General features: G+C 66.4%; 27 protein-coding genes. 12 read left to right on the top strand and 15 right to left on the bottom strand.

Going from position 1 to position 26531, the window contains the following annotated elements:
* Window positions 1-52 precede the first annotated feature (52 nt).
* The 3 genes from glgB to AC1GI4_RS12910 all read right to left on the bottom strand — a co-directional run bounded on the left by glgB (window position 53) and on the right by AC1GI4_RS12910 (window position 6038).
* Window positions 53-2206, bottom strand: a complete 2154-nt coding sequence (gene glgB / locus AC1GI4_RS12900; RefSeq protein ID WP_479629770.1) for a 1,4-alpha-glucan branching protein GlgB — start codon at window positions 2204-2206, stop codon at window positions 53-55.
* Window positions 2203-4635, bottom strand: a complete 2433-nt coding sequence (locus AC1GI4_RS12905; protein ID WP_479629771.1) for a glycogen/starch/alpha-glucan phosphorylase — start codon at window positions 4633-4635, stop codon at window positions 2203-2205. Before AC1GI4_RS12905 ends, glgB begins: the two co-directional genes overlap by 4 nt.
* 92 nt (window positions 4636-4727) lie before the next feature.
* A complete protein-coding gene (locus AC1GI4_RS12910) occupies window positions 4728-6038 on the bottom strand; it encodes an Nramp family divalent metal transporter (RefSeq protein ID WP_479629772.1) in 1311 nt (436 codons plus the stop codon).
* Window positions 6039-6436: 398 nt separating this feature from the next.
* Between AC1GI4_RS12910 and AC1GI4_RS12915 the strand changes: the two genes are divergently transcribed.
* The gene (locus AC1GI4_RS12915) at window positions 6437-7708 is read left to right on the top strand and encodes a methyltransferase family protein (RefSeq protein ID WP_479629773.1); all 1272 of its coding nucleotides are present in this window, start codon (window positions 6437-6439) and stop codon (window positions 7706-7708) included.
* Between the two features lie 92 nt (window positions 7709-7800).
* On the opposite strand, the gene AC1GI4_RS12920 is transcribed toward AC1GI4_RS12915, so the two are convergent.
* Complete coding sequence (locus AC1GI4_RS12920) at window positions 7801-9174, bottom strand: glutamate--cysteine ligase (RefSeq protein WP_479629774.1); 1374 nt, start codon at window positions 9172-9174, stop codon at window positions 7801-7803.
* Window positions 9175-9219: 45 nt separating this feature from the next.
* Window positions 9220-9963: a 16S rRNA (uracil(1498)-N(3))-methyltransferase gene (locus AC1GI4_RS12925; RefSeq protein ID WP_294271101.1), complete on the bottom strand. Its 744-nt coding sequence runs from the start codon at window positions 9961-9963 to the stop codon at window positions 9220-9222.
* A gap of 77 nt (window positions 9964-10040) precedes the next feature.
* Here AC1GI4_RS12925 and ppk2 point away from each other — a divergent pair, with 77 nt between their 5' ends.
* From ppk2 to AC1GI4_RS12945, 4 genes are all read left to right on the top strand, one after another.
* Window positions 10041-10796, top strand: coding sequence for a polyphosphate kinase 2 (gene ppk2 / locus AC1GI4_RS12930; RefSeq protein WP_479629775.1), 756 nt, complete (start codon window positions 10041-10043; stop codon window positions 10794-10796).
* Between the two features lie 82 nt (window positions 10797-10878).
* A complete protein-coding gene (locus tag AC1GI4_RS12935) occupies window positions 10879-11904 on the top strand; it encodes a glycosyltransferase (protein WP_479629776.1) in 1026 nt (341 codons plus the stop codon).
* A 38-nt stretch (window positions 11905-11942) separates the two neighbouring features.
* Window positions 11943-12950 carry a glycosyltransferase gene (locus AC1GI4_RS12940; protein WP_479629777.1) on the top strand — a complete coding sequence of 336 codons (1008 nt, stop codon included), beginning with the start codon at window positions 11943-11945 and terminating at the stop codon, window positions 12948-12950.
* Between the two features lie 57 nt (window positions 12951-13007).
* On the top strand, window positions 13008-13958 hold the full coding sequence (locus AC1GI4_RS12945) for an IS481 family transposase (RefSeq protein WP_479628588.1): 951 nt from the start codon (window positions 13008-13010) through the stop codon (window positions 13956-13958).
* 86 nt (window positions 13959-14044) lie between these two features.
* Here AC1GI4_RS12945 and AC1GI4_RS12950 read toward each other — a convergent pair whose 3' ends face one another.
* Complete coding sequence (locus tag AC1GI4_RS12950) at window positions 14045-14251, bottom strand: hypothetical protein (RefSeq protein ID WP_479629778.1); 207 nt, start codon at window positions 14249-14251, stop codon at window positions 14045-14047.
* Window positions 14252-14292: 41 nt separating this feature from the next.
* Between AC1GI4_RS12950 and ubiA the strand changes: the two genes are divergently transcribed.
* On the top strand, window positions 14293-15201 hold the full coding sequence (gene ubiA, locus AC1GI4_RS12955; protein WP_479630406.1) for a 4-hydroxybenzoate octaprenyltransferase: 909 nt from the start codon (window positions 14293-14295) through the stop codon (window positions 15199-15201).
* Window positions 15202-15214: 13 nt separating this feature from the next.
* Here the strand turns inward: ubiA and AC1GI4_RS12960 are convergent, their stop codons facing one another.
* Window positions 15215-15670, bottom strand: coding sequence for a hypothetical protein (locus AC1GI4_RS12960; RefSeq protein WP_479629779.1), 456 nt, complete (start codon window positions 15668-15670; stop codon window positions 15215-15217).
* Between the two features lie 147 nt (window positions 15671-15817).
* On the opposite strand from AC1GI4_RS12960, the gene AC1GI4_RS12965 reads away from it, so the two are divergent.
* On the top strand, window positions 15818-16030 hold the full coding sequence (locus AC1GI4_RS12965; protein ID WP_294271119.1) for a hypothetical protein: 213 nt from the start codon (window positions 15818-15820) through the stop codon (window positions 16028-16030).
* Window positions 16031-16048: 18 nt separating this feature from the next.
* Here AC1GI4_RS12965 and trmB read toward each other — a convergent pair whose 3' ends face one another.
* Window positions 16049-16729 (bottom strand): tRNA (guanine(46)-N(7))-methyltransferase TrmB, encoded by a 681-nt coding sequence (gene trmB, locus AC1GI4_RS12970; protein ID WP_479629780.1) that lies wholly within the window; start codon window positions 16727-16729, stop codon window positions 16049-16051.
* A gap of 64 nt (window positions 16730-16793) precedes the next feature.
* Here trmB and AC1GI4_RS12975 point away from each other — a divergent pair, with 64 nt between their 5' ends.
* Window positions 16794-17612, top strand: coding sequence for a formate/nitrite transporter family protein (locus AC1GI4_RS12975; protein WP_479629781.1), 819 nt, complete (start codon window positions 16794-16796; stop codon window positions 17610-17612).
* Window positions 17613-17659: 47 nt separating this feature from the next.
* On the opposite strand, the gene metK is transcribed toward AC1GI4_RS12975, so the two are convergent.
* Entirely contained in the window at window positions 17660-18859 is a 1200-nt protein-coding gene (gene metK / locus AC1GI4_RS12980) for a methionine adenosyltransferase (protein WP_433908971.1), read from the bottom strand.
* 41 nt (window positions 18860-18900) lie between these two features.
* A complete protein-coding gene (lnt, locus tag AC1GI4_RS12985) occupies window positions 18901-20439 on the bottom strand; it encodes an apolipoprotein N-acyltransferase (RefSeq protein WP_479629782.1) in 1539 nt (512 codons plus the stop codon).
* Between the two features lie 236 nt (window positions 20440-20675).
* On the opposite strand from lnt, the gene AC1GI4_RS12990 reads away from it, so the two are divergent.
* From AC1GI4_RS12990 to AC1GI4_RS13000, 3 genes are read left to right on the top strand one after another with little or no spacing between them, the layout of a single operon-like run.
* Window positions 20676-21107 (top strand): VOC family protein, encoded by a 432-nt coding sequence (locus AC1GI4_RS12990; RefSeq protein ID WP_479629783.1) that lies wholly within the window; start codon window positions 20676-20678, stop codon window positions 21105-21107.
* Window positions 21104-21406, top strand: coding sequence for a polyhydroxyalkanoic acid system family protein (locus AC1GI4_RS12995; RefSeq protein ID WP_479629784.1), 303 nt, complete (start codon window positions 21104-21106; stop codon window positions 21404-21406). Before AC1GI4_RS12990 ends, AC1GI4_RS12995 begins: the two co-directional genes overlap by 4 nt.
* A 35-nt stretch (window positions 21407-21441) precedes the next feature.
* Window positions 21442-22083, top strand: coding sequence for a LysE family translocator (locus AC1GI4_RS13000; protein WP_479629785.1), 642 nt, complete (start codon window positions 21442-21444; stop codon window positions 22081-22083).
* Between the two features lie 21 nt (window positions 22084-22104).
* Here AC1GI4_RS13000 and AC1GI4_RS13005 read toward each other — a convergent pair whose 3' ends face one another.
* A complete protein-coding gene (locus AC1GI4_RS13005; protein ID WP_479629786.1) occupies window positions 22105-23430 on the bottom strand; it encodes a PQQ-dependent sugar dehydrogenase in 1326 nt (441 codons plus the stop codon).
* Window positions 23431-23779: 349 nt separating this feature from the next.
* Here AC1GI4_RS13005 and AC1GI4_RS13010 point away from each other — a divergent pair, with 349 nt between their 5' ends.
* The gene (locus AC1GI4_RS13010; RefSeq protein ID WP_479629787.1) at window positions 23780-24052 is read left to right on the top strand and encodes a hypothetical protein; all 273 of its coding nucleotides are present in this window, start codon (window positions 23780-23782) and stop codon (window positions 24050-24052) included.
* Window positions 24053-24420: 368 nt separating this feature from the next.
* Here AC1GI4_RS13010 and AC1GI4_RS13015 read toward each other — a convergent pair whose 3' ends face one another.
* From AC1GI4_RS13015 to AC1GI4_RS13030, 4 genes are read right to left on the bottom strand one after another with little or no spacing between them, the layout of a single operon-like run.
* Window positions 24421-25326, bottom strand: coding sequence for a hemolysin family protein (locus AC1GI4_RS13015; protein ID WP_479629788.1), 906 nt, complete (start codon window positions 25324-25326; stop codon window positions 24421-24423).
* A 9-nt stretch (window positions 25327-25335) separates the two neighbouring features.
* The gene (gene ybeY, locus AC1GI4_RS13020) at window positions 25336-25851 is read right to left on the bottom strand and encodes an rRNA maturation RNase YbeY (RefSeq protein ID WP_479629789.1); all 516 of its coding nucleotides are present in this window, start codon (window positions 25849-25851) and stop codon (window positions 25336-25338) included.
* Complete coding sequence (locus tag AC1GI4_RS13025) at window positions 25848-26261, bottom strand: type II toxin-antitoxin system VapC family toxin (RefSeq protein ID WP_479629790.1); 414 nt, start codon at window positions 26259-26261, stop codon at window positions 25848-25850. Before AC1GI4_RS13025 ends, ybeY begins: the two co-directional genes overlap by 4 nt.
* Complete coding sequence (locus AC1GI4_RS13030) at window positions 26258-26527, bottom strand: hypothetical protein (RefSeq protein WP_479629791.1); 270 nt, start codon at window positions 26525-26527, stop codon at window positions 26258-26260. The genes AC1GI4_RS13025 and AC1GI4_RS13030 overlap by 4 nt, the downstream gene beginning before the upstream one ends.
* Between the last annotated feature and the right edge of the window lie 4 nt (window positions 26528-26531).

Consider the following 26531-nt stretch of genomic DNA (forward strand, 5'->3'; position numbering starts at 1 on the left):
TGTCGCAACGCTTGATCGGTGCGTTGTTATTCCAGGCAAATTCGATTGCGCGTCAGCCATCGAAGCGCAGGATGACGGTGGCGAGCGGCGGCAGCGTGACCCAGGCCGCGCCGTCCTTCGCATCCACGCCGCCCATATTGCCCAGGCCCGAGCCCCAATATTGGGTCGCGTCGGAGTTCAGCACTTCGGTCCAGCGGCCGTCATGCGGCAGCGGCAGGCGATAGGGCGCGCGCGCGACGGGCGTCATGTTGGCGATGACCGCAACCGGCGGCTCGCCCGGTGCCTTGCGCAGCCAGGCGAAGACCGATTGCGCGCTGTCGTCGGCGACCAGCCATTCAAAGCCTTCGCGCTCACAGTCGCGGGCATGGAGCGCGGGCGTGTCGCGATAGAGATGGTTCAGGTCGCGGACCAGCGAGCGAACGCCCTCATGCGCATGGCTGCACCGCAGATGCCAGTCGAGCGGACGATCCTCCGACCATTCCTCGCGCTGGGCGAATTCCTGGCCCATGAAGAGCAGCTTCTTGCCCGGATAGGCCCACATGAAGGCGTAATAGGCGCGCAAATTGGCGAATTTCTGCCAGTCGTCGCCCGCCATCTTGGTCAGCAGGCTGCCCTTGCCGTGCACCACCTCGTCATGGCTGAGCGGCAGGACAAAATTCTCGTCGAAGGCGTAATGCAGGCCGAACAGGATCTCGCCATGATGGTGCCGCCGATGCACGGGTTCGCGCGCCATATACTGGAGCGTGTCGTGCATGAAGCCCATGTTCCACTTGAAGCCGAAGCCCAGCCCGCCGTCGTGCGCGGGTGCCGAGACGCCGGGCCAAGCGGTCGATTCTTCGGCAACGGTGAAGACGCCGGGATGCTGGCCGTAAACCTGGCGGTTGACCTGGCGGAGGAATTCGACCGCCTCCCAATTCTCGCGGCCGCCCTGCTCGTTGGGCACCCACTCGCCGTCCTTGCGGCTATAATCGCGATAGAGCATCGAGGCGACGGCATCCACGCGAAGCCCGTCGATGTGATAACGCTCGGGCCAGAACAGCGCGTTGTTGACCAGGAAGCTCGCCACCTCGCGCCGCCCGAAATTATAGATGGCGGTGTTCCAGTCGGGGTGGAAACCCTGGCGCGGATCCTCATGCTCGTAGAGCGCGGTGCCGTCGAAATGCGACAGGCCATGCGCATCGGTGGGGAAGTGCGCAGGCACCCAGTCGAGGATCACGCCCAATCCGGCGCGGTGAGCGCCGTCGACGAAGCGCGAAAACCCCTCGACATCACCGAAGCGCGCCGACGGGGCATAGAGGCCCGTCGTCTGATAGCCCCAGCTGGGATCGTAGGGATGTTCGGAGATGGGCAGGAATTCGATATGGGTGAACCCCATCTCGACCACATAGGGGATTAGCCGGTCGGCCAGCGCATCCCAGCTGAGATACCAGCCATTCTCATCGCGGTCCCACGATCCGGCATGAACCTCGTAAATGCTGATCGGCACGCGGCGCGGGTCGATCTTTGCCCAATGCTCGCGGTGGGCCACGTCCTGCCAGACATGGGCAGGCGGCGCGGTCGTGACCGAGGCGGTCTTGGGACGAAGCTCGGCGGCGAAGGCGAAGGGGTCGGCCTTCATCGGCTGGTCCGCGCCATGCGGGCCGGTGATGGCGAACTTGTAGGCGCGCCCCTCGCCGATATCGGGGATGAAGATTTCCCAAACGCCGACATCCAGGCGGCGGCGCATGACGTGGCGGCCGGGATTCCAGTCATTGAAGTCGCCGACCACCGCGACCCGCTCGGCATTGGGCGCCCAGACTGCGAAATGCACCCCCGCCACGCCCTGATGCCCGATCAGGTGTGCGCCCATCTTGTCGTACAGGCGGAAGTGATTGCCTTCGCCCATCAGGAAGTCGTCGAGGGGCCCCAGTACCGGGCCGAAACTGTAGGGATCGGTGATCCACCACTCCGCGCCATGGCCCCGGGCGCGGTACTTGACCGGCTGGGCGGGGCCTTTGACGGCTCCCTCGAACAGGCCGCGCGCATCGACGCTTTCCAAATCGCCCAGGGTCGTACCGGACAGGTCGAAGGCGGTGACCGCCTCGGCGCCCGGCACCAGCGCCCGCAGGAACGTACCGCCCGGCCCTTCATGAGGTCCCAGCAACGCGAACGGATCGGCGTTGCGGCCCTCGATCAGGGCATCCAGAGCGGCACGGGGTGGCTTCACATCACGTTCCAGATTTCCTCGGCATATTGCCGAATGGTGCGATCGGAGGAGAACCATCCGACTTTCGCGACATTGTGGATGGCCGAGGTCGCCCAGCCCGCCTGGTCCTGCCAGCGCGTGTCGACGCTGCGCTGCGCGGCGGCATAGGCATCGAAATCGGCGGCGACCATGAACCAGTCGCCGTCGTAGAGGCCGCCCATCAGCCCGGCATAACGGCCGGGATCGTCGGGCGAGAACACGCCCGAGGCGATGGCGGAGACGGCTTGGCGCAGCTCCGGGCTGCCCTCGATCACTTCGCGCGGGTTATAGCCGTCGCGGCGCTTGGCGGCGACCTCGTCGGCGGTCAGGCCGAAGATGACGATGTGATCGTCGCCGACATGCTCCTTGATCTCGACATTGGCACCGTCGAGCGTGCCGATGGTCAGCGCGCCGTTCAGCGCGAACTTCATGTTCCCGGTGCCCGACGCCTCCATGCCCGCGGTCGAGATCTGTTCGGACAGGTCGGCGGCGGGAATGATCTTCTCGGCCAGGCTGACATTGTAATTGGGGATGAACCCGACCTTCAGCAGATGGCCGACGCTGGGGTCGGAATTGACCCGACGGGCGACGTCGTTGGCCAGTTTGATGACCAGCTTGGCGTTGTGATAGCTCGACGCGGCTTTCCCGGCGAACAGCTTGACGCGCGGCGTCCAGTCACGTTCGGGGTGGCTGCGGATCTGGTCGTAGAGCGCCACCGTCTCGATGATGTTCAGCAGCTGGCGCTTATATTCGTGGATGCGTTTGATCTGGACGTCGAACAGCGCATCGGGGTCCACCCGAAGTCCCGTCGATTCCCGAAGATAATTCCCAAGCCCCACTTTGTTGGAACGTTTGATCGCCGAAAAGCGTTCCCTGAAATTCGCGTCCTGCGCAAATTCCGTGAGCGCTATCAATTTTTCCGCGTCATCCTCGAAGCCCGGCCCGATCGCCTCGCGGATCAGCGCGGTCAGTTGCGGGTTGCATTGCTGCAACCAGCGGCGCGGGGTGATGCCGTTGGTCTTGTTGTTGATCCGCGTCGGATAGAGGCGATGCAGGTCGGCAAAGACCGTCTGCTTCATCAGCTCGGTGTGCAGTGCGGCGACGCCGTTGACGCTGTGGCTGCCCGCAAAGGCCAGGTTCGCCATGCGCACCCTGCGCTCGCCGCCCTCATCGATCAGGCTGATCGCCGCGATGGCGCGGTCGTCGATACCTTCCATGCCCCGCGCCTCGCGCAGCAGCTTGGCGTTGATCGCATAGATCAGCTGCATGTGACGCGGCAGCAGCCGCTCGAACAGGTGCAGCGGCCAGCTCTCCAGCGCCTCGGGCAGCAGCGTGTGGTTGGTATAGCCGAAGGTGCGCCGGGTAATGTCCCACGCCTCGTCGAAGCCCAGGTCATGATGATCGACCAGCAGCCGCATCAGCTCGGCGACCGAGACGGCGGGGTGGGTGTCGTTCAGCTGGATCGCCGCCTTATCGGGCAGGGTGCGGATATCCTTGAAATACTGGATATGCCGCCGAACGATGTCCTGGAGCGAGGCGGAGGAGAAGAAATATTCCTGCCGCAGCCGCAGCTCCTGGCCCGCGGGCGAACTATCCGATGGATAGAGGACACGGACCAAGGTTTCTGCCGCCAGCTGTCCCGCCAGCGCGCCGCTATAGTCGCCCGCGTTGAACCGATCGAGCCGGATGGGGTCGATCGCCTGTGCGGTCCATAGCCGCAGCGTGTTGACCCGCTTCCCGCGCCAGCCCACGACGGGGGTGTCGACCGCCACCGCCTCGACCGCCTCGGCGGGCTTCCAATGGACCGCGCCGGTCTCGGTCCCGATCACCTCGCCGCCGAAGCCGACGAAATAGGCACTCTCGCGACGCTCGAACTCCCAGGGATTGCCGTGGCTCAGCCATGTTTCGGGGAGTTCGACCTGCCAGCCGTCATCGATCCGCTGGCGGAACATGCCGTTCACATAGCGGATGCCATAGCCGTAAGCGGGCAGATCCAGGCTGGCGAGGCTCTCCATGAAACACGCCGCCAGCCGCCCCAGGCCGCCATTGCCGAGCGCGGCGTCGGGTTCCATCTCCTCCAGTTCGGCCAGATCGACACCCAGCGATTGCAGCGCGCCCGCCACTTGCGCCATCACCCCCAGATTGGACAGCGCGTCACGCAGCAGCCGCCCGATCAGGAACTCCAGGCTGAGATAATAGATCCGCTTGGCGCCCGCCGCATGGGCTTCGCGGGTCGAGGCCATCCAGCGTTCGATGATGTCGTTGCGCACGGTCAGGATGGTGGCGGCCAGCCAGTCGTGCGGCCGCGCATTGGCGGCATCCTTGCCGATCCGGTGCACCAGCGTGTCGACGATCGCGTCGGCCAGCGGCCCGGTGTCGTCGACATGCAGGGTGGTGATGGTGGTCGTCATTGATTCGGGCGTCCCTGTGGGTCCAGTCGCGCCCAGCTTAACCGCGTGAAGAGCGAAGTCACGCGGCATTCCTTCGCATGTGCGAGACGAAATCAGCCCGTCGCCAGACCCCATAGCAGCGTCAGGTTCAGCCCGATGATGATCGCCGCAATGATCCAGGCCAGGATGCGCAGCCAGGCGGGGCTGGCAAAGGGTCCCATCATCCCCTTGTTCGCGGTGAAGCGGACCAGCGGCACCACCGCGAAGGGCAGCTGGAGACTGAGGATCACCTGGCTGAGGACCAGCAGCTTCGTGGCGCCCGCCTGACCGCTCGCCCCCACGACCAGCACGGCGGGGATGATGGCCAGGCCGCGCGTGATGAGCCGCCGCAGCCAGGGGGCGAGCCGCAGATCGAGAAAGCCCTCCATCACGATCTGCCCGGCCAGCGTTCCCGTGACGGTCGAGTTCTGGCCCGAGGCGAGCAGCGCGACGCCGAACACCACGCTCGCCGCGCCCGCGCCCAGCATCGGGGCGAGCAGGCGGTAGGCCTGGTCGATCTCGGCGACGTCGGTACGCCCGGCGACATGGAAGGTGGCCGCCGCCACGATCAGGATCGCGGCGTTGATGAAGAAGGCGAAGAACAGTGCGACCGTGCTGTCGATCGTCGCCATCCTGATCGCGTCACGCTTGCCATGCTCGGACTCGTCGAAGGCGCGCGTCTGCACCACCGAGGAGTGGAGGTAGAGGTTATGCGGCATCACCGTCGCCCCCAGGATGCCGATCGCGATGTAGAGCATCGCCGGGTCGGTCACGATGCGCGCCGTGGGGATGAACCCGGCCATCACCGCCCCCGCATCGGGGCGCGAGGCGATCAATTCATAGAGGAAACAGCCGCCGATGATGAGGAGCAGCGCGATGATGAACGCCTCGACCTTCCTGAATCCGTAACGCTGGAGCGCCAGGATCAGGAACACGTCCAGCCCGGTGATGAGCACGCCCCAGACCAGCGGCAGGTCGAACAGCAGTTGCAGCGCGATGGCGGTGCCCAGCACCTCGGCCAGGTCGCAGGCGATGATCGCGATCTCGCACAGCAGCCAGAGGATACGCGAGACGGGCTTGGAATAGGCCGCCCGGCACGCCTGCGCCAGGTCCAGCCCGGCGGCGATCCCCAGCCGCGCCGACAGCGCCTGCAGGATCATCGCCATGATGTTGGACAGCAGGATGACCGAGAGGAGGGCATAGCCATAGGCCGATCCGCCCGCGATGTCGGTCGCCCAATTGCCCGGGTCCATATAGCCGACCGCGACCAGATAGCCCGGCCCGGCAAAGGCGAACAACCGCCGCAGGAAGGACGCACCCTCCGGCACGACGATCGAACGATGGCTTTCGGCAAGCGAGCGGGTGGCGGGCGTGGCTACGGTCATCGGCTTTCCGATGTGGCGGAGTTTGGGCAAGGCGACAACCCGTCATGGCGTTACGCGCGGTAAGGACGTTCTGCCGATTGTGAGGGAGAAACGCTCGGTTTGCCCTGACATTTCCTCCTTATCTTCCTTCCCCCTCCCCTGGATAGGGAGGGTTAGCGGAGCTTGCCAGCATGCTGGCTAGCGCAGCTTGGGTGAGGGGTTGAGCGAGCCAAAGGCTCGCGCGCTCGCGTCCCGCGAACGCTCACCCCTCACCCAGCTTCGACTAGGACTTTGCTTACGCAAAGCCCAAGTCTGCGCAACCCTCTCCCCTCAAAGAGGGGCGAGGGAGGGAGTATGAAACGGACGGCGCGTCTCTTCCTAACGCCTTGCTTACCGGAATACGCTAAGGCCCGTTTGCCATGGTCGATTCCGCCCCGCCTGTTCCGCGCCTGCCGCGTCCTCGCTCCGCCGTCAGTGCGGGGGTCGGGCTGGCCGGGCTGGTGGGCTCGCTCGGCTGGATCGGCTATGCCCGGTGGCAGCATCTCGACGGCCCTTATGCGGCGCTGATCCATCTGGTCTGTGCGGGCGTGCCGATGCTGCTCTGGTCGGTGCTGGTCGACAAGGTGCATCGCCATGCCTCGACCGGGATCGACTGGGCCAATCCGCGCCCCTGTCGCGAGACGCTGGACATCAGTCTGACCAAGCTGGCCGGGCTCTGGGCGACGTTCGGCGGGATCGCGCTGATCTTCGCGACAGGGCGCTTCTATTGGCAAGGGATTTTCGCCTTTGCCATGTGGTGCCTGGGCTGGATGGCGCCCGTGCTGTTCCTGCTGTCCATTCCCTATGTGATCTGGCTCGACCGGCGGCTGGTCGAGCCCAAGGACGGCGCCTGGATGCTCGGCGCGTGGCTGACCGGACAGCCGGGGGTGGATCGGCACGCCATCTATTCGCATCTGCGGGCCTGGGCGGTGAAGGCGTTCTTCCTGCCCTTTATGCTGGGGGTGGTGCCGGGCGGCTTTGCGATGTTCGTGCGCGGCGACCTGTCGGTAGTGTTGCACGACCCGGTGGCGCTGGCCAACTGGCTCATCACACTGATGTTCCTGATCGACGTGGCCTTTGCGACGGTCGGCTATATGCTGACCATGCGGCCACTCGATGCGCATATCCGCTCGGCCAATCCTTATGCGGCGGCGTGGGCGGCGGCGCTGATCTGTTACCCGCCGACGATCCTGATGGGGGATAACGGCCCGCTCAACTATCGGCCGGGGACCGCCGAGTGGAGCTATTGGTTCGCGGGGCATCCCATCGTGCTGACGGCGATCGGCGCGGTGCTGGTGGCGCTGACCGCCATCTATGCGTGGTCGACGGTGGCGTTCGGCATCCGTTTTTCCAACCTGACGCATCGGGGGATTTTGACTCATGGGCCCTATGCGGTGTCGCGGCATCCGGCCTATCTGTCGAAGAACCTCTTCTGGTGGATCGCGACGATCCCGATCCTGTCGACGGGGACCTGGGTGGATGCCGCGCGCAGCACGCTGTTGCTCGGCGTGGTCAGCGGGATCTATTACTGGCGGGCGCGGACGGAGGAGCGGCATTTGTCGGCCGATCCGGCGTATCGGGATTATTATGACTGGATGGAGCGGTATGGAGCGGTACCGCGGTTCTTTGGCTGGGTTTTTGGGCGGCGTTAGTCCCTTGGCCTTCGACTTCGCTCAGGCTGAACGGGGTTTGATAGCCCCTAAAGCCGTTCAGGCTGAGCGAAGTCGAAGCCTACGCCGAAACCTCAAAAACTCGCTTCCCCATAAACCCGCGAGATATCCCCACCCCATTCGCCATGATAACGGTCGAGCAGCACCTGCGCGGGCACCTTGCCCGAACGGACGATCTCGCGCAGCGGGTCGAGGAAGCCGGTCTCGTTATCCCCCGCCCCATTGAGCCGCGCCCGCGCCGCAAGGCCCGCATGGGCGATGTCGAGCACCTCGCCCGCGATATCGCGCAGACGTCCGCCCCCCGGCAGCGGCGCATCCAGCGCCAGCTCGGGCACCGAATCACGCAGCGCCTGCCGCTCGTCCAGCGACCAGCCCTTGACCAGGTCCCAGGCCGCATGCAGCGCGCCATCGTCATAGAGCAGCCCGACCCATAGCGCGGGCAGCGCGCAGATGCGGTTCCACGGCCCGCCATCGGCCCCGCGCATCTCCAGGAAGGTCTTCAGCCGCACCTCGGGGAAGGCGGTCGAGAGGTGATCGTTCCAGTCGTCGATCGTCGGCAGCTCGCCCGGCAGGACCGACAGCTCGCCCTTCAGGAAATCGCGGAACGACAGCCCCGCCGCGTCGATGTACTTTCCGTCGCGGTAGACGAAGTACATCGGCACATCGAGCGCATAGTCGGCGTAACGCTCATAGCCAAAGCCGTCCTCGAACACGAAGGGCAGCATGCCGGTGCGCGCGGGATCGGTGTCCGACCAGATATGGCTGCGGAAGGACAGCTTGCCGTTGGGCTTACCCTCGGTGAAGGGCGAGTTGGCGAACAGCGCGGTCGCCAGCGGTTGCAGCGCCAGCCCGACCCGGAACTTCTTCACCATGTCGGCTTCCGACGCGTAATCCAGGTTCACCTGGATCGTCGAGGTCCGCAGCATCATGTCGAGCCCCAGCGAGCCGACGCGCGGCATGTGGCGCAGCATGATCGCATAGCGGCCCTTGGGCATGATCGGCAGCTCGGCGCGGGTCTTGTCCGGCCACATGCCCAGGCCCAGGAAGCCAACGCCCAGCTTGTCGCCTGCCGCCTTCACCTGGGCCAGATGGCGCCCCGTCTCGGCACAGGTCTGGTGCAGATTGTCGAGCGGCGCACCCGACAGCTCGAACTGGCCCGCAGGTTCCAGGCTGATCGATCCGTCCGCGCCGGTCAGCGCGATGACGTTGCCGCCCTCCATGACCGGAGCCCAGCCATATTGCTCCAACTCGCCCAGCAGCGCACGGATGCCCGATGCTTCGTCATAGGAGGGCGCGTGATGGTCGCCCAGCGCATAGACGAACTTCTCGTGCTCGGTGCCTATCCGCCAGCGATCGCTGGGTTTTTCGCCGCGCGCGAAGCTGGCGATCAACTGGTCGCGCGACTCGATGATGGCGCTCTTGGCTGTGCTCGCGGTCTTGGTGCTCATGAACCGCGCCTTACGCGCGCGGAAGCGTCCACGCCATAGGGTGAATCAACGCCAGTCGCCCGCCGCCGCCATCCAGAGGGACACCGCCGCCGCCGCCGCCGTATCCGCGCGCAGGATGCGGGGCCCCAGCCCGATGCCGATGGCGGAGGGATGGGCGCGGATCGCCTCGCGTTCCTCGGCGTCGAAGCCGCCTTCGGGGCCGATCAGGATCGCGGCCGGGCCCTGGTGCGCCCGCATCGCCTCCAGCGCGGGCACGCCGCCGGTCTCGTCGGCGAAGAACAGTGCGCGCCCCTCGGGCCAGTCGCGCAGGCACGCCGCCAGCTTTACCGGCTCGGCCACCTCCGGAAGGGCGGTGCGGCCGCATTGCTCGGCGGCCTCGATCATGTGCGCGCGCAGCCGCTCGGTATTGGGCTTGTCGACCACGGTGCGGCGGGTGACGACCGGCACCAGCCGCGCCACGCCCAGCTCGCATGCCTTTTCCGCCAGCCAGTCGACCCGCCCCTTCTTCAGCGGCGCGGCACACAGCCACAGGTCGGGCACCGCCTCGCGCGCGCGCAGCAGTTCGGTCACGTCCAGCGTCAGGTCGCGCTTGCCGACCGAGGCGGCGACGCCCAGCCATTCGCCGGTGCGGTCGTCGAACAGCTTGACCGGATCGCCGACCTTGGTGCGCATCACCGACACCAGATAATGCGCCGCCGGGCCGTCGATGCGGATCGGCCCCTCGGCCAGAGGCTGGTCAACGAACAGGCGGGGCGTGGATTGCGGCGGCCAGGCGGGGGTAGCGGGCATGGGCTTCGCTTACACGGGTCACGCGGCACTTGCCACTTTTGCGGCTTCGGGTGTTTTCTGTCGTGAAAGGACGGACGATGGGCAAACATTACCAAGAGGAACTGGAGTCACTGCAACTCGCGCTGGTGCGCACCCAGATGGCGATGGCGGGGTCGGACGAGCGCGTCGTGATCGTACTGGAGGGACGCGACGGCGCGGGGAAGGACGGCACGATCAAGCGGATCACCGAGCATCTCTCGGTTCGCGCCACCCGCGTGGTCGCGCTGCCCAAGCCGTCCGATCGCGAACGCACCCAATGGTATTTCCAGCGTTACGCCACCCACCTGCCCGCCGCGGGCGAGATCGTGATCTTCAACCGCAGCTGGTACAACCGCGCCGGGGTGGAGGTCGTCATGGGCTTCTCCACCGCCACCGAGCAGGAGGCGTTCCTGCGCGACGCCCCCGACTTCGAGCGGATGCTGGTCGAAAGCGGCATCAAGCTGGTCAAGATCTGGCTCGACATCTCGAAGAAGGAACAGGAAGAACGGCTGGAGGCGCGGCGAACCGATCCGCTGAAGGCCCTGAAGGTGTCCGACATGGACAAGGTGGCCCAGGCCAAATGGGCCGATTATTCGGCGGCGCGCGACACGATGCTGACCCGCACCCATACGCCCTTCGCGCCGTGGCATATCGTGCGCGCCGACGACAAAAAGGACGCCCGGATCGCGATCATCCGCCACATCCTCCACCAGATCGCCCCCGCCGACATTGCGGACGATGTGAAGGCGCCGGACCCCGACATCCTGTTTCCGTTCGAGATGGCGGCGCTGGAGGATGGGCGGCTGGCGAAATAGGGTTGCGGCCGCATTAGGCAAATCTTCACGGGGGCGGTGATAGCGTCGACGGTAATCTCCTGTGCCTCGAGGACCGTCCGCCATGTTGCCCACTGCCCATCGGCCCTCATCGTCCAGGATCGCCGCGACGCTGATCGTCCGCAACGAGGAGCGCTGCCTGGCGCGCTGTCTGGACAGCGTCGCGCCGTTCGTGGACCGGATCGTCGTGCTCGATACCGGATCGACCGATGGGACGGTCGCGATTGCGAAGGCCGCCGGGGCGGAGGTTCATCACCTTGCCTGGCCGAACGACTTTGCCGAGGCGCGGAACCATGTGCTGGCCTGCGCCGATGCCGACTGGAACCTGATGCTCGATGCGGACGAGTGGATCAGCGCGGGCGGCGAAGACCTGCGCCGCTGGTGCGCGGGGCCGCCCCGGCTGGGGGCCGTCTGTATCGAGAATAGCGTGAACGGCAGCGCCGATCCGACGCGCAGCTGGCTCCCGCGACTGTTGCCGCGCGGCGCCTATTATGAGGGGCGGGTCCATGAGCAGGTCATCTCATCCCTGCCGCGCGCGAATACGCCGATCCATGTCGGGCATGACGGCTATCTGTCGGCCCAGAAGGCCAGGAAGATCGACCGCAACTACCGGCTGCTGGAGCGCGAACTCGCCGCACAGCCGGACAATCCCTATCTCCTGTTCCAGCTCGGCATGGAGGCGCAGGCCCGGCGCGACCTGCCCACCGCCTGCGACTATCTGGAACGTGCGCTTGCGACCGCGCCGCGCGACGCGGGCTGGCGGCATCCGCTGGTGACGAGCGCCATGACGCTGATGACCTATATGGGGCGGCGCGACGAAGCGCTGGCGCTGGCCGATGCCGAGTTCCCGCATTGGCCGCAGTCCCCCGACTATTTTTATGTGCTGGGTGACATATTGTTCGACCGGGCGCTGGCCGATCCCGCGCAGGCGATCGGCCATTGGCTGCCGCTGGCCCAGGTGGCGTGGGAACGCTGTCTCGCCATCGGCGAGCGCCCCGATCTGGACGGCAGCGTGGCGGGGCGGGGCAGCTATCTGGCGCAGCAGAGCCTGGACATCGTCCGGTCGCAACTGGCGACGCTGGCCGCCTGATGCCGACGACCCCGCTTCTTCAACCTTCGACTCCTGTCATGTCCCCAGCACCGTCGATCGCCGCGACCCTGATCGTCCGCAACGAGGCGCGCTGCATCGCGCGGTGCCTGGAAAGCGTCGTGCCATGGGTCGACCGCATGGTCGTGCTGGACACCGGCTCGACCGACGATACCGTGGCGATCGCCAAGGCCGCCGGGGCGGAGGTGCATCATCTGCCCTGGCCGGACAGCTTCTCGATCGCGCGCAACCATGTCCTCGATCTTGCCGACAGCGACTGGTCGTTGATGCTGGACGCCGACGAATGGCTGATAGCGGGTGGCGAGACCCTGCGCGACTGGTGCAGCGGCTCGGCGCTGTTGGGGCGGTTGTGCATCCACAACCAGCATGACGACGGCGCGACGGCGACGCGCAGCTGGATCACCCGGCTGATCCCGCGCGGCACACGCTATGAGGGGCGTGTCCACGAGCAGGTCGCTTCCCCGTTGCCGCGCGTGGCCCTGCCCGTGCATGTCGGGCATGACGGCTATCTGACGGCGCAGATCGCCCCCAAGCGCGATCGCAATCATGCCCTTCTGCTGCGCGATCTGGCCGAGCAGCCGGACGATCCGTACCTTCATTACCAGATCGCGCGCGACGCGCGGATGCGCGGCGACCTGACCGCCGCCTGCACCCATTTTGCGCAGGCGCTGGCGCTGACCCCGGCGGAGGCGAATTGGCGGCATGAACTGGTCGTCACCGCGATCACGGTCCTGACAAAGGCGCGGCGGCTGGACGAGGCGCTGGCGCTGGCCGATGGGGAAATGCCGCATTGGCCCGAATCGCCGGACTTCTTCTTCGTCCTGGGCGATCTGCTGCTCGACCGGGCCATGGCCGATCCGGCCCATGCGATCGCACATTGGCTGCCGCTGGCCGAGGGGGCATGGCAACGCTGTCTGGCGATCGGCGAGCGCCCCGAACTGGAAGGCAGCGTTTCCGGGCGCGGCAGCCATCTGGCGCAGCATAATCTGGACGTCCTCCGCTCGCAGCTGGCGATGCTGGCCGCCTAGGTGTTTGATCCCGGCATTTGATGGTGCATCATCGTCGCAAGCTTGGAGGGATGCACTATGGGACAGGTTCTACACGGGAGCGCCCGCACGACAGAGGCGGTCCGTCGAGCGATACAACATAGTCAAGAGAGCCTGAGGGTGCTGGCGAAGCGCCACGGGATCAACCAGAAGACCGTCGCGAAGTGGAAGAAGCGGACGGCGGTCAAGGATCTGCCGACTGGGCCGAAGGACCCGCACTCGACGGTACTGACCATCGAGGAGGAAGCGGTCATCGTCGCTTTCCGGCGCCACACGTTGCTGCCGCTGGACGACTGCCTCTACGCGCTACAGGCGACGATCCCGCACCTGACGCGCTCGTCGCTACACCGCTGCCTGCAACGCCATGGCATCAGCCGGTTGCCCGAGATCACCGGCGACAAGACGCCCAAACGCAAGTTCAAGACCTACCCGATCGGCTACTTCCACATCGACATCGCCGAGGTTCAGACCGCCGAGGGCAAGCTGCGCCTGTTCGTGGCGATCGACCGAACGAGCAAGTTCGCGTTCGTCGAACTGCATCAGGAAGGTGGCAAGATGATCGCGGCGCAGTTCCTGCGTAATCTGGTCACGGCCGTGCCCTACCGTATCCACACCGTGCTGACCGATAACGGTATCCAGTTCACCAACCATGCCCACCAAAAATACGCCTTCCACCACATCTTCGATCGCGTCTGCGACGAGAACGGCATCGAGCACCGGCTCACCAAGGTGAAGCATCCCTGGACCAACGGCCAGGTCGAGCGGATGAACCGCACCATTAAGGAAGCGACCGTCAAGCGCTACCATTACGACAGCCACGACCAGCTCCGGCAACATCTCGGCGACTTCGTCGCCGCCTACAACTTCGGCCGCAGGCTCAAGACGCTCAAAGGCCTCACGCCCTACGAGGCCATCTGCAAAGCATGGCAGAACGAGCCAGCACGCTTTACATCAAACCCGCACCATCAAATACTGGGACCAAACACCTAGAGCATGATGACATTGCATTGAATCGAGGCAAACCCCTCCCCTTCAGGGGAGGGGCTCTCCTTGGTTCAACGCAACGTCATCACGGTCTAGCGCCGCCGGATCGTCCACCACATCACGCCCAGCACGGCACCGACGAGCAGCACCACGCCGCCGACCATGCCCGCCACGCGCAGGATCGCCCAGAACAGCGCCTCGACGAAACGGCCGACCGCGACCGACAGGCCGATCATGACAGGGAGGCGCGCGGGAGGATCACGGCGGTGACGATAGCCGCGAACGGGCTTGCGCGCCACGGGTCGCCCCCATAGGGGCCAGCCCCATGACCATCGAGCCCATGACCGTCGAGATCGTACCCGATAGCGAGCATCGGGGATTGGTCGGGCGACTGCCGCCCCGACTGCGCGGGCTGGCGCTGCTGGCGCGGTTCGACCGTCCGATCGGCTGGTGGCTGCTGTTCTGGCCCGGCGTCTGGGCGATCGCACTGGCGGGCGGGCTGCCCGATCGATGGCCGCTGGTGCTGTGGTTCCTGCTCGGCTCGATCGCGATGCGCGGGGCGGGATGCGTGTTCAACGACATCGTCGACCGCGACCTGGATGCCAAGGTGGCACGGACGCGCGCGCGGCCGATCCCGTCGGGGCTGGTGTCGGTGAAACTGGCGGCGATCTGGCTGGTGGCGCTGTGCCTGATCGGCCTTGTCGTGCTCGTGCAGTTGCGCCCGCTCGCCGCGATCGTCGCGGTCGCCAGCCTGGCGCCGGTCGCGGCCTATCCCTTCATGAAGCGGATCACCTGGTGGCCGCAGGCATGGCTGGGCATGGTGTTCAGCTGGGCCGCTCTGGTCGGCTGGGCGGAGGTGGCAGGCGAACTTTCCGCGCCGCTGTGGCTGCTCTATGCCGGGTCGATCGCCTGGGTGATCGGGTACGACACCATCTACGCGCTTCAGGACCGCGAGGACGATGCGCTGATCGGGGTGCGCTCCTCGGCGCTGCGCATGGGTGCGTATGTGAAGCCGGGCGTGGGGGCGTTCTACCTAGCGGCGGTTCTGTGCTGGGCCGGGGCGATCTGGCTGGTACGGCCCGACGGGCTGGCGGTCGCGGCGCTGGCGCCGGTGGCGCTGCATCTGGGATGGCAGGTCGTGACGCTGAAGCCCGAGGACGGCGCAGGCGCGCTCCATAGGTTCCGGTCGAACCGTTTTGCCGGGCTGTTGATGGCGCTGGCCTGCGCGGTGGTGGGCAGCAGCCTCTAAGGCCGGGGAAGGATCAGGAAGGCTCGTCCGTCGCGAGGATGTGTGCGACCTCCTCCGGCGTAATGCCGAATGCCGCCGCCAGGCCCGATAGCGACGCCCCCCGTTTGGACAATTCGCGGATCCGCCCCTCGTCGACCACCGTGGTATAGCCGCGGGTATCCCGCTGTTCGCGCACCACATCCTTGCGCCCCGAGGTGCGGTGCCGCTTGGCGGCGGCGGCATGGGGGTCCCTCGCGGCGGCGGCTTCCTCCGCCTCGCGGCGTGCGGCGCGCTCCGTTTCGCGGGCCAGCGTCTCGCGTTCGCGGAAGGCCGCGCGTGCCTCCATCCGCTCGGCCATCAGCGCACCGCGGTCGGCCGCCCGCGCCTCGCGAGCCTTGGCCCGTGCGGCGGCGCGCTCTTCCAAACTGTCATTCGTCCGGACGCGCAGTCCGCCGCGCGGCGGCGTCACGCCCCAGCTGTCATCGACCATGTCTTGCCTCAAATTCGGAAGCTGCCGTCTATAGCGTGGCCGCCCGCCCCCGCCAGAGGGCGCGGGTGTTCGTCCCGAAAGCGGCAGCAATGGCAACCAGCGCGCGCTCCAGTTGTTATTGATCCAGAATAAAAAGGGAGGATGGTGATGAACCCGATGCTGGACCCCGATCTCATGGAATTCATGGACGACGAATCGCTGCTCCTGGCCTTCGCCATGGCCAGCGCAGAACCCGGCGGCGGCGACGCCCAGGCGATCCAGGCCGAGATGACCCGGCGCGGCCTGCGGCCGATCGCGGCCATGCCCGGATTGCTTGACGCGGTGCGCACCGATCATCGGAGCGCACAGCTTCGCCTCTAGGCTTCGGGGGGCGGGGGATTACCGCCGGATATACCGGAAATACCACACTTCATGCCCCTGGCGGCGGGCCTTGCGTTCGTAGCGCGTTTCGGGCCAGTCGGCGGGGCGGGTCAGGAAGTCGGCGGGCGTGCGCGCCTGCCATTCGAAATCGTCTCGGCCGTTCATAATCATCATCGACCAGCGGCAATAGGTTGGGTCGTCGGTGCCGAGGCGAAACTCGCCGCCCGACCTGAGCTTGCGCGCGATGGTGTCGAGCGGGCCGTGGTTCATCATCCGCCGCTTGGCATGGCGCGCCTTGGGCCAGGGATCGGGGTGGAGCAGATAGACGCGCTCCAGGCTAGCATCGGGCAGCCGCTCGATGACTTCCAGCGCGTCGCCCATGTGCAGGCGGACATTGGTCAGCTCCCGGTCGCGGATATGGCCGAGCGCGCCGACCACGCCGTTCAGGAACGGCTCGCAGCCGATAAAGCCGGTGCCCGGCGTCGCCTCGGCCTGTCCGGCCAGATGCTCGCCCGCGCCGAAGCCGATCTCGACCTGGAGCGGCCGATCCTCGCAGAACAGACGCGTCGCATCCAACGGCCCTTCCTCGGGGACGCTCAATGTCGGCAGCATCTCCTCGACCAGCGCGGCTTGGCCCTGGCGCAGCTTATGGCCCTGGCGCCGACCGTAAAGGCGGCGGATCGTCGTCGGATCGTTCATCGCCGGGCCTTTAGCGCGGGTCGGGGAGGGAGCCAAGGGTGGGGCCGCTCGTTGCCCTGGCATCATGAATGACGATGCTCCCCAACCCGATGGCCCCGTGGATGACGGGAAGGCGCAAAAGGCCGCCGATGCCAAGGACCTTCACCGCGCGGTGCGCGAGGCGGGGGAGAGCGAGCTGGACCGGCCCGCGGGCGCGCTGTTCTGGTCGGGGCTGGCGGCGGGAATTGCGATCCACAGCTCGCTGATCGCCGAGGGCGCGCTCCATGCCGGGCTTCCCGAGGCCCTGTGGCGCGGGCTGGTCGCGGCGCTTGGCTATCCGGTGGGATTCCTCGTCGTCATTCTCGGGCGGATGCAGCTGTTCACCGAAAGCACGATCACCGCGATGCTGCCGCTGGTGACGAAGCCGTCGGGCTGGGCGCTCCGGCGGACCTTGCGGCTGTGGGGGATCGTGCTCTTCGCCAATCTGATCGGCACCGCGCTGGCGGCGGGAATGGTCGCGGCGGGTGCGCTGGGCAATGCCGAGATCCGCGAGGCGATGGTCACGGTGTCGGCCCGCATCCTGGAACTGGGCGGGTGGGAGACGTTCGTGAACGCCATCCCCGCCGGATTCCTGATCGCGGTGGTTGCCTGGATCCTGCCCAATGGCCGGACCCAGGCCTTCTGGATCATCCTGGCGATCACCTATGTCATCGCCATCGCCGGGTTCAGCCACTCGATCGTCGGCGCGGACGAGGCGTTCCTGTTGCTGTTCACCGGCCAGGCCGATCTGGGACGCACCGTGTTCGGCCTGCTGATCCCGGCGATCCTCGGCAACCTGGTCGGCGGCGCGGGGCTGTTCACCCTGCTCGCGCACGGACAGGTGCAGGGCGAGACGCGGGAATAAAAAAGGGGAGCCGAAGCTCCCCTTTTCCTTTGCCGATGGCGATCGGATCAGGCGACGGCGGCCTTGATCTGGTCGACCAGGTCGGTCTTCTCCCAGGTGAACAGCGCGCCTTCGGCTTCGCGGCCGAAATGGCCATAGGCGGCGGTCTTGGAATAGATCGGCGCGTTCAGCTTGAGGTGTTCGCGAATGCCCTTGGGGGTCAGGCGAACCAGCTTCGGCAGCGCGGCCTCCAGCTTGGCTTCCTCGACCTGGCCGGTGCCGTGCAGGTCGACATAGACCGACAGCGGCTCGGCGACGCCGATCGCGTAGGACAGCTGAATGGTGCAGCGCTTGGCCAGACCCGCCGCGACGACGTTCTTGGCGAGGTAGCGCGCGACATAAGCCGCCGAGCGGTCGACCTTGGTCGGGTCCTTACCGCTGAACGCGCCGCCGCCATGCGGGGCCGCGCCGCCATAGGTGTCGACGATGATCTTGCGGCCGGTCAGCCCTGCGTCACCGTCCGGGCCGCCGATTTCGAACAGGCCGGTCGGGTTGACGTAGATCTGCTTGTCCTGCGGAAGCCAGCCCTCGGGCAGGATGTCGGTCAGGACGGACGTCACATAGTCGCGGAGCTTGGCTTGGCCCGCCTCGTTCGACAGCTCTGCCGAATGCTGGGTCGACACGACGATCGCGGTCGCGCGGACGGGCACGCCGTTCTCATACTGCAGCGTGACCTGGCTCTTGGCGTCCGGCTCCAAGAAGGGGGCCGCGCCGGAGTGGCGGTCGGCCGCCATCTTTTCCAAGATCTTGTGGCTGTAATACAGGGTGGCGGGCATCAGGCCGGGCGTCTCGTCGGTCGCGTAACCGAACATGATGCCCTGGTCGCCGGCGCCCTCGTCCTTGTTGCCGCTCTCGTCCACACCCATCGCGATGTGCGCCGACTGGGCGTGCAGGTTGTTCGAGAAGTCGAAGGTCTGCCAGTGGAAGCCCGACTGCTCGTAACCGATGCGCTTGACGGTATCGCGCACGGTCTGCTCGATCTCCTCCAGCGCGCCCTCGGCCCACTGGTCGTTCTCGAACACGCCCTTGCAGCGGATTTCACCCGCCAGCACGACCTTGTTGGTGGTGGTCAGGGTTTCGCAGGCGATACGCGCTTCCGAATCCTTGGACAGGAACAGGTCGACGATCGCGTCGCTGATCTGGTCTGCGACCTTGTCGGGGTGACCTTCGGAAACCGATTCCGAGGTAAAGATGTACGAGTTCCGCATTCCCGTCCTCATAAGGATATAAAGATAGCTTTATATCGGTCCTAGCGGCCACGGCGGCGGAAGGCAACGCCGATCGCGGCCAGCGCTGCGGCGATGGCCAGTGCCATCATGTTGCCGATGCGCGAAAAGACCGTGGGCGGCAGGGCGGCGGGCAGGGGGGCTTGCGCGGCACCCGCCGTCTCGTGGGGCACGGTGGCGATCAGGTGGCCATCGGCGGCGATGATCGCCGAGATGCCGGTGGGCGTCGCACGGATGATCGGCAGCCCCTCCTCGATCGCGCGCATCCGCGCCTGCGCCAGATGCTGCGGCGGCCCCCAGCGGCCGAACCAGGCGTCGTTGGACGGATTGAAGATCAGGCGCGGGCGATGCGCCTCGTCGACCACCTGGCCGGAGAAGATGATCTCGTAGCAGAGCTGCACCCCGACCGGCCCAAAGTCGGGCACGCGCAGATTGCGGGGACCGGGCCCGGGGGTGAAGTCCATGTCGCCGGGGACGAGGCGGGCAAGCCCCAGCGGCTTGAGCAGCCACGGCATGGGCAGATATTCGCCGTACGGCACCAGATGCGCCTTATCGTAGCGGCCGGTGATCTGCGCGCGCGGATCGATCGCGAAAACGCTGTTCGTCGCGCTGCTCACCCGAGCGCGGTCGGGCGAGAAGATCAGCGCGGTGCCGCCGACCAGCGCGGTGTCGCGGGGCCCAAGCACGCGGGCGATCTGGCGGCGCGTCCAGAAGGGGGGGGCGTAATTGAACCCGAAATAGGCCCAGTCGGGATAACCGTCCTCGATCATGTCGCGCACGACGCCCTCGGGCCAGACGACCAGACGCGGACGGGGGCCGGGGCGCCCCGACAATTCGGTCAGCCGTTGGAGGAGTAGAGGCCCGTCGCTCTGCCCGCGCTGGTCCTGGCTGACATTGGGCTGAACCACGCGGACCAACGGCGCATCGGCGGCGGGCTCGGGCGCGCGGGTGAGGGGGGCGGACAGTGCGGCGAGCCCGGTGGCGGGCACCATCACCGCCGCCAGATGCCAGTGCCGCCGAAGCGCCAGCCAGATTGCGCCCGCCAGCACGACGGTCAGCCCCGACAGCGCATAGGTGCCGACGAATGCGCTCATCCGCGCCACGCCGATCACCGGCAGCCACGCGACCGAAATCGGGTCCCAGGCATAGCCGGTGAACAGGCGTGCGCGCAGATACTCGGTCGCGATCCACGCCGCCCCGAAGATCAGGACATAAGCCGCATCCGGCCGCCGCCCGCGCAACCGCCAGGCGACACCCGCTGCCGCCATCGGAAAGATGGCGAGGTACAGCGCCAAGCCGACCGCCGCGAAATAGCCCAGCACCGGCGGCATCTTGTCCTGAAAGTCGAAGGCGTGCTGGAACCAGTTGTTGTTGACGGTGAAATGCCCGACCCCGAACGCCCATCCGCGCCAGAGCGCACTCCGGATGCTCGGCGCATCCTGCACCAGCGCGAGCAGCACGATCAGCCCGATGAGCAGCAGCGGCCACAGGTCGAGCGGAGCAAAGCCGCAGGCGGCGACGGCCCCGGCGATCAGGGCGATAAGAGCGGGATAGCGGGTCACGGCGGCAGGATATGGCGCGGGCCTGTGACAGGAGCAATGCGGGATGTGGGGTGATGCCCCTTCACCATGCTTGCGCATGGTCCCCCTCCCCAAGCCAAGCTCGGGGAGGAATGGGCTGAACAAATCCTCCCCAAGCTGTGCTTGGGGAGGGGGACCGCCCGGCAAGGCCGGGTGGTGGAGGGGCGGAAGCTCGGAAATGCTGGCAAATCCCGCCCCGCCACCCTAGCTTCCCCCGCATGACCCTGCGCCCTTTCCACCTTGCCTTTCCGGTCCACGACCTGGCCGCAGCCCGCCATTTCTATGGCGAGGTGCTGGGCTGTCTCGAGGGGAGGTCGAGCGATCACTGGATCGACTTCGACCTGTTCGGGCATCAGATCGTCGCGCATCTCGATCCGGCGGCCAAGCCGGTCGCGGTCGAGAACGCGGTCGATGGCCATCAGGTGCCGGTACCGCATTTCGGCGTCGTCCTGACTATGCCGGACTGGGAGGCACTGGCCGCAAGGGTCGAGGCGGCGGGCGTCTCCTTCGGCATCGCCCCCTATGTCCGCTTCAAGGGCCAGCCTGGCGAGCAGGCGACGATGTTCTTCCGCGACCCCAGCGGCAATGCGCTGGAGTTCAAGGCCTTTGCCGACGACGCGATGCTTTTCGCTACGGAGATGACCGCATGAGCGCCCCCATTTCGCTCGATATCCCGCACAAGCTCGGCAAGGAGGGCGTGCGCCAGCGGCTGGACGGCGGTATCGGCAAGATCGGCCGGATGATCCCCGGCGGCGCGACCGTCGAGCATCGCTGGGACGGCGACACGATGCACTTCACCGTCGGCGCGATGGGTCAGTCGATCGGCGCGCAGGCGACGGTTTATGAGGACAAGGTCCACGCCGTGGTGAACCTGCCCGCCTTCCTGTCACTCTTCTCCGGCCAGCTCGAGGCGGTGATCCGGTCGGAGGTGCCGAAGCTGTTGAAATAGGGGGGCCTGACGGGCGTTGGGAAGAATAGGAAAAGATGGCGCTTCATACCTGGTGGTTGTTCGTCGGGGCGGTGTTCCTGCTTTCGGGGACGCCTGGCCCGAACATGCTGCATATCATGACCCGCTCGGTCGATATGGGACTGAGGCGCAGCATCGCTGCCATGGCGGGATGCCTGACCGCCGTCGTGATCGTCCTCGCCGCCTCTGCGGCCGGACTGACGACCCTGTTGCTGGCCCTGCCGGGGGCATTCGAGGTGATCCGCTATCTGGGCGTCGCCTATCTGCTCTTCCTGGGTATCAAGGCCTGGCGCGCGGATGTCGCGCCGGTCGATGTCGGGGGCGGCGTCGGGGGCGGGGCACTATCGCCGGGTCTGTCGCGCGGCGCAGTGTTTCGAGGGGGCTTGCTGATCGGGATCAGCAACCCCAAACTGATCCTGTTTGCGGTGGCTTTCCTCCCGCAGTTCATCAACCCGGCAAAGGCGCAGGTGCCGCAATTCGCGATCCTCGTGGGCAGCTTCGCCGTGATCGAGGCGATGTGGTACGGGGTTTATGCGCTGGGTGGACGCTCCCTGTCGCGCCACCTCGGCAGGCCGAACGTGAAACGGGCATTCAACCTGGCGACCGGCGCCATCTTCATGGGTTTCGGTCTGATGCTCCTGAAGGTGAAGCCCGCCTGAGCTTTGGGCGGGCGCCCGACCTCACTTCGCCGCGCTGACCTTCCACACCATATTGCCGACATCGTCCGCGACCAGCAGGCCGCCGGTCTTGTCGACGATCACGCCCACGGGCCGCCCCTGCGCCTCGCCCTTGGCGTTCAGGAAGCCGCCAACCACCTCGACCGGCTTGGCGTTCGGCACCGGGAAGGCTCCCGCGAAGGGCACGAACACGACCTTGTAGCCCGAGGGTGGCTTGCGGTTCCACGAGCCATGCTCGCCGACGAACACCCCTTGCGCATATTTGTCGCCCAGCTTCGCGCCCTCTGAGAAGGTCAGGCCGAGCGCGGCGACATGCGGCCCCAGCGCATAGTCGGGGCGCTTCACATATTGCTGGAGCGGCGGATTGGTCGGCTGGACCCGGTTATCGGGATAGCCGCCCCAATAATACCAGGGCCAGCCGAAGTGATCGCCGAACTCGACCTGGGTCAGATAATCGGGCGCGAGGTCGGAGCCCAGCATGTCGCGCTCATTGACCACGGTCCACAGCCGCCCGTTGACCGGATTGAGCGCCATGCCGGTCGGATTGCGCAGGCCTGCCGCATAGATGCGCCAGTTCTTGTCCTGTGGCCAGACCTGCAGGATGGCCGCGCGGTTCTTCTCGGCATCGATGCCGTTCTCGGCGATATTGGTGGCCGAACCGACCGACACGAATAACGTCTTGTTATCGCCCGACGCGATGACGTTGCGCGCCCAGTGATTGCCCCCCGGCGGCAGCGGCACGACCTTTTCGGGCTTGGCGGTGATCTTCGTCTCGCCGTCGCGATACGGTACGCGGACCAGCGCATCGGTGTCGGCGATATAGAGCTGGCCGTCGAACAGCACCATGCCGAAGGGCGAGTTGAGCCCGGTCATGAACGGCGTCTTCACATCCGCCACGCCGTCGCCGTTCGTGTCGCGCAACAGGGTGATCCGGTTGGCCGAGGGCACCGCCGCGCCCGCCTGGCCCAGGAAGAAGTTCATCACCCGCTGGACGATCCCCGAACTGGGCCGCGGCGGCGAGTTGGTCTCGGCCACCAGCACATCGCCATTGGGCAACTGGTACAGCCAGCGCGGATGGTCGAGCCCGCTGGCGAAGGGCTGGATGGCCAGCCCCGGCGCGACGCTGGGCTTGGCGCCGTTCGCCCAGCCGATGGGCTTGGCGATGTCGACCGTCGGGATCGTCTGCTCGCGCGGCGCGCTGATCGTGGGCACCCTGCCCGCGACCTGATCGACGCTCAGCCGCGCCGTGTCGGGCCAGGCGAGCCAGGTGACGACCCCGATACCGATCAGGACGATGATGCCAAGGACGATCAGGACATGTTTGCGCATGGGCGGAAACTAGGCGGCGCAGCGCGTCGGGGGAAGCGCCTATGGGCTCCGCGCCTCAAAAATTTGGCCGCCGGTGCCACGGGGAGCGCACCGGCGGCCGTCAAGGGCGCAAAAGACAGGGAGTTATTCCGCGCCCTCGAACTCGGAGGCCTGAGCTTCATAACCTTCTCACCGCAGCCCATAGGGCAGGCCGTTGTGCGGAGATAACGTAATAAAATGCAGTCTGTGATCGATTGAGTGATCTTGAGCGGGTGGTGACGTCCCCTCCGAAACGAACCCATCGGGCATTGTCCGGCTTGAACCTGCGCCTACACTCGATCGCGCCATAGGGCATTTCAGGGAGGCCAAGATGAAGAAGATTGCGCTGTCCATTCCGGGGTTCGCCGCACTCGCGACGGTCGCCGTTGCTGGAGCGGCAACGCCAGCTGTTGCCGCTCCGACGTGTCAGCAGGAAGTCGAAATTCGCTGCTCTGGCTATGATTTCAATGGCCGGCCTCGGCTGGACATCTATTATTCGAGCTATGACGAATGCGTCGAACACGAAACGGCCGCGCGCTGCACTGCGCCCCGCGACGATCAGCAGACCGCCAGTTTGATGCGCTTCCGGTATCAGCAGGCATAAGGGTGCTGCGGGGCGGTTTGTCTGATTGTCCGGCAAGCCGCCCACCACGTCGCTTCACGAACAGCGTTCAGAGCGTCCGCACCATATCCCATCGATCCAGCCCCGGCCCATATCTCTCGGCCGTCATCGTTTCGGTACGAAAACCTAGCCGCGCATAAAGACCTCGTCTGCGCTGGCTTGTATCCAGCCGGACCTCGCGGGCGGCCTTGTCCAACCGGCGCGGACCAGCGCAATTCCGATGCCGTGTCGGTGCAACGAGCGGTCGGCCATGTCCCAGCGGAAACGTGCTGTCCTGCCAACCGCGCCGATTGCCATGCCGCCGCAGCCGATGGGGCCGCCGTTGCGATCCACCGTCCGACAGGTGCGTATCACTCCTCGGCCGTCGCCACGCCCGGGTGCAGGCGGAGGCGGTGGATGCGACGTTCGTCGGCTTCCGTAACCTCGATCCGCCAGCCGCTGGGATGGTCGATACAGGTGCCGACCGGGGGCACCTGTCCCGCCAGCACCGCGGTCAGGCCGCCCAGCGTGTCGACATCGTCCTCTGCCTCTTCAAGCAGCGGGTCGACGGCGCGGCCGACTTCCTCCAGCCCGACGCGGGCATCGGCATCCCATGCCCCGCCGTCGAGCGGCACGAGCAGCGCCTGGGGCGCGTCGTCATGCTCGTCCTCGATCTCGCCGACGATCTCCTCGATCAGGTCCTCGATCGTGACCAAGCCCTCGGTGCCTGAATATTCGTCGAGCACGATCGCCAGATGAACCCGCTTCTGGCGCATGTCCGCCAGCAGATCGAGCGCCCCGCGCGACATCGGCACATAGAGCGGATCGCGGATCAATCCCGCGATGGTCGCGGGATGCTCCGCGCCGGTCGCCAGGATATTGAACACGTCCTTGATGTGGACCATGCCGATGATCTGGTCGAGCGTCTCGCGATAGACGGGAAGGCGGCTGTGCCCGGCCTCCGCGAAGATCTGGACGAGATGGTCGAAGGTCGTCCGCTCCTCGACCGCGATGATGTCGGCGCGCGGCACGCCCACGTCGCCTGCATCGCGTTCGCCGAAATGCAGCAGGTTGCGCACCATCTGCCGCTCCAGCGGGGTCAGGTCGCCCTTGGCATCGGGGCCGGGATCGCCCTCATGCCGGTCGATCGCGCCCTCCAGCTGGTCGCGCAGCGACTCTTCCTGATCGCCGCCGAAGATCAGGGATTTCAGCCCCCGCCAGATACCGGATTCGTTGGAGTCACCGTTGCCGGTGCTGCTACTGGGGCCGTCGGCCATCGGGGGGTGTCAGTCCTCGCGCACTAGATAGGGGTCGGCGATGCCGAGGCTGGCCAGCGCGTCGCGTTCGATCGCCTCCATCGCCTCTGCCTCGTCATCGTTCATATGGTCATAGCCTAGCAGATGCAGCACGCCATGCACCAGCAGATGAGTCGCATGGGTCTCCGCCGAAATCCCGCGCTCGGACGCCTCGGCCAGGCAGACGCCGTGCGCGAGCACGATATCGCCCAGCAGCACCTCGCCATCGTCGGAATTCTGCGTCACCGTCTCGATCAGGTCGGGCTGGACCATCGGGAAGGACAGGACGTTGGTCGGCTTGTCCTTCTGGCGATATTGGCGGTTGAGCGCGTGCACCTCGTCATCGCTGGTCAGCCGCACCGAGATTTCGATCAGCGCGGGCGTGGTCAGCAGCGGGCCGTACGGCGTCCGCTCGATCGCGACCCGCGCGGCGCGGGTGGCGAGTGCCTCCCAGCTTTGCTCGTCCCCGGACCAGGGCTCTTCGTGGATCAGCGCAATCTCGATCATTGGAGCCTTTCGGTATCGGCCAGGTCAGTCAGGGCGAAATCGTCGCCCTTGTACAAGAGTTCCGCGCTTTGGCTATGCGCGCAGGCATAGGCGAAACAATCGCCCATATTGAGGCGGGCGGGGTGGTGGCCCTTGCCGTAGCGGGCATGGGCGATGACGGCTTGTTGCACTTCCTCGGCGCCGATGGGTATGAGGCTTAGTCCAAGCGCAGTACGAAACCGCTCGACTTCAGCCCAGGCCAGTTCGACGCTCGTATCCCGGGCACGACGGACTGCGGCCATCGTTTCCCAGAGTGCGACGGCGCTGGTCAGACGCTGCTCGTGACGGTCCAGGCGATCGGCAAGCACGTCGACATCTGGTTCCCTGAGGATGATCGCAACCAGAGCCGATGCATCGACGAACAGGGTCACAGGCCGCCCGAAAGATCGTCGTAAAAGGCCTTGTCGATCACGATTCCTGTCGGAGGCGGCAGCGGCGAGGTGCGGTGCAGTTCGGCGATGACGTCTCGCACCGGTCGCCGTTCCGGCTGGTCGGGTACCCGGTTCGCCAGCATCTCCGCCAGCGCCCGCCGAATCGCTTCCTCCTCACTGACGCCCAGACGCCGGGCCGCGCGGGCGACCTGCTCGCGCGTTTCCGTGCCCAGCGTCAGCGGCGGATAGGGATCGCGTTCGGCCATGGCG

This window comes from Sphingomonas sp. 77B (assembly GCF_056497825.1).

Coding starts and splice junctions, on each gene's coding strand:
- AC1GI4_RS12905 (WP_479629771.1), bottom strand. CDS start 4,635: ATGACGACCACCATCACCACCCTGCATGTCGACGACACCGGGCCGCTG.
- AC1GI4_RS12910 (WP_479629772.1), bottom strand. CDS start 6,038: ATGACCGTAGCCACGCCCGCCACCCGCTCGCTTGCCGAAAGCCATCGT.
- AC1GI4_RS12915 (WP_479629773.1), top strand. CDS start 6,437: ATGGTCGATTCCGCCCCGCCTGTTCCGCGCCTGCCGCGTCCTCGCTCC.
- AC1GI4_RS12920 (WP_479629774.1), bottom strand. CDS start 9,174: ATGAGCACCAAGACCGCGAGCACAGCCAAGAGCGCCATCATCGAGTCG.
- AC1GI4_RS12925 (WP_294271101.1), bottom strand. CDS start 9,963: ATGCCCGCTACCCCCGCCTGGCCGCCGCAATCCACGCCCCGCCTGTTC.
- ppk2 (WP_479629775.1), top strand. CDS start 10,041: ATGGGCAAACATTACCAAGAGGAACTGGAGTCACTGCAACTCGCGCTG.
- AC1GI4_RS12935 (WP_479629776.1), top strand. CDS start 10,879: ATGTTGCCCACTGCCCATCGGCCCTCATCGTCCAGGATCGCCGCGACG.
- AC1GI4_RS12940 (WP_479629777.1), top strand. CDS start 11,943: ATGTCCCCAGCACCGTCGATCGCCGCGACCCTGATCGTCCGCAACGAG.
- AC1GI4_RS12945 (WP_479628588.1), top strand. CDS start 13,008: ATGGGACAGGTTCTACACGGGAGCGCCCGCACGACAGAGGCGGTCCGT.
- ubiA (WP_479630406.1), top strand. CDS start 14,293: ATGACCGTCGAGATCGTACCCGATAGCGAGCATCGGGGATTGGTCGGG.
- AC1GI4_RS12960 (WP_479629779.1), bottom strand. CDS start 15,670: ATGGTCGATGACAGCTGGGGCGTGACGCCGCCGCGCGGCGGACTGCGC.
- AC1GI4_RS12965 (WP_294271119.1), top strand. CDS start 15,818: ATGAACCCGATGCTGGACCCCGATCTCATGGAATTCATGGACGACGAA.
- trmB (WP_479629780.1), bottom strand. CDS start 16,729: ATGAACGATCCGACGACGATCCGCCGCCTTTACGGTCGGCGCCAGGGC.
- AC1GI4_RS12975 (WP_479629781.1), top strand. CDS start 16,794: ATGAATGACGATGCTCCCCAACCCGATGGCCCCGTGGATGACGGGAAG.
- metK (WP_433908971.1), bottom strand. CDS start 18,859: ATGCGGAACTCGTACATCTTTACCTCGGAATCGGTTTCCGAAGGTCAC.
- AC1GI4_RS12990 (WP_479629783.1), top strand. CDS start 20,676: ATGACCCTGCGCCCTTTCCACCTTGCCTTTCCGGTCCACGACCTGGCC.
- AC1GI4_RS12995 (WP_479629784.1), top strand. CDS start 21,104: ATGAGCGCCCCCATTTCGCTCGATATCCCGCACAAGCTCGGCAAGGAG.
- AC1GI4_RS13000 (WP_479629785.1), top strand. CDS start 21,442: ATGGCGCTTCATACCTGGTGGTTGTTCGTCGGGGCGGTGTTCCTGCTT.
- AC1GI4_RS13005 (WP_479629786.1), bottom strand. CDS start 23,430: ATGCGCAAACATGTCCTGATCGTCCTTGGCATCATCGTCCTGATCGGT.
- AC1GI4_RS13010 (WP_479629787.1), top strand. CDS start 23,780: ATGAAGAAGATTGCGCTGTCCATTCCGGGGTTCGCCGCACTCGCGACG.
- AC1GI4_RS13015 (WP_479629788.1), bottom strand. CDS start 25,326: ATGGCCGACGGCCCCAGTAGCAGCACCGGCAACGGTGACTCCAACGAA.
- ybeY (WP_479629789.1), bottom strand. CDS start 25,851: ATGATCGAGATTGCGCTGATCCACGAAGAGCCCTGGTCCGGGGACGAG.
- AC1GI4_RS13030 (WP_479629791.1), bottom strand. CDS start 26,527: ATGGCCGAACGCGATCCCTATCCGCCGCTGACGCTGGGCACGGAAACG.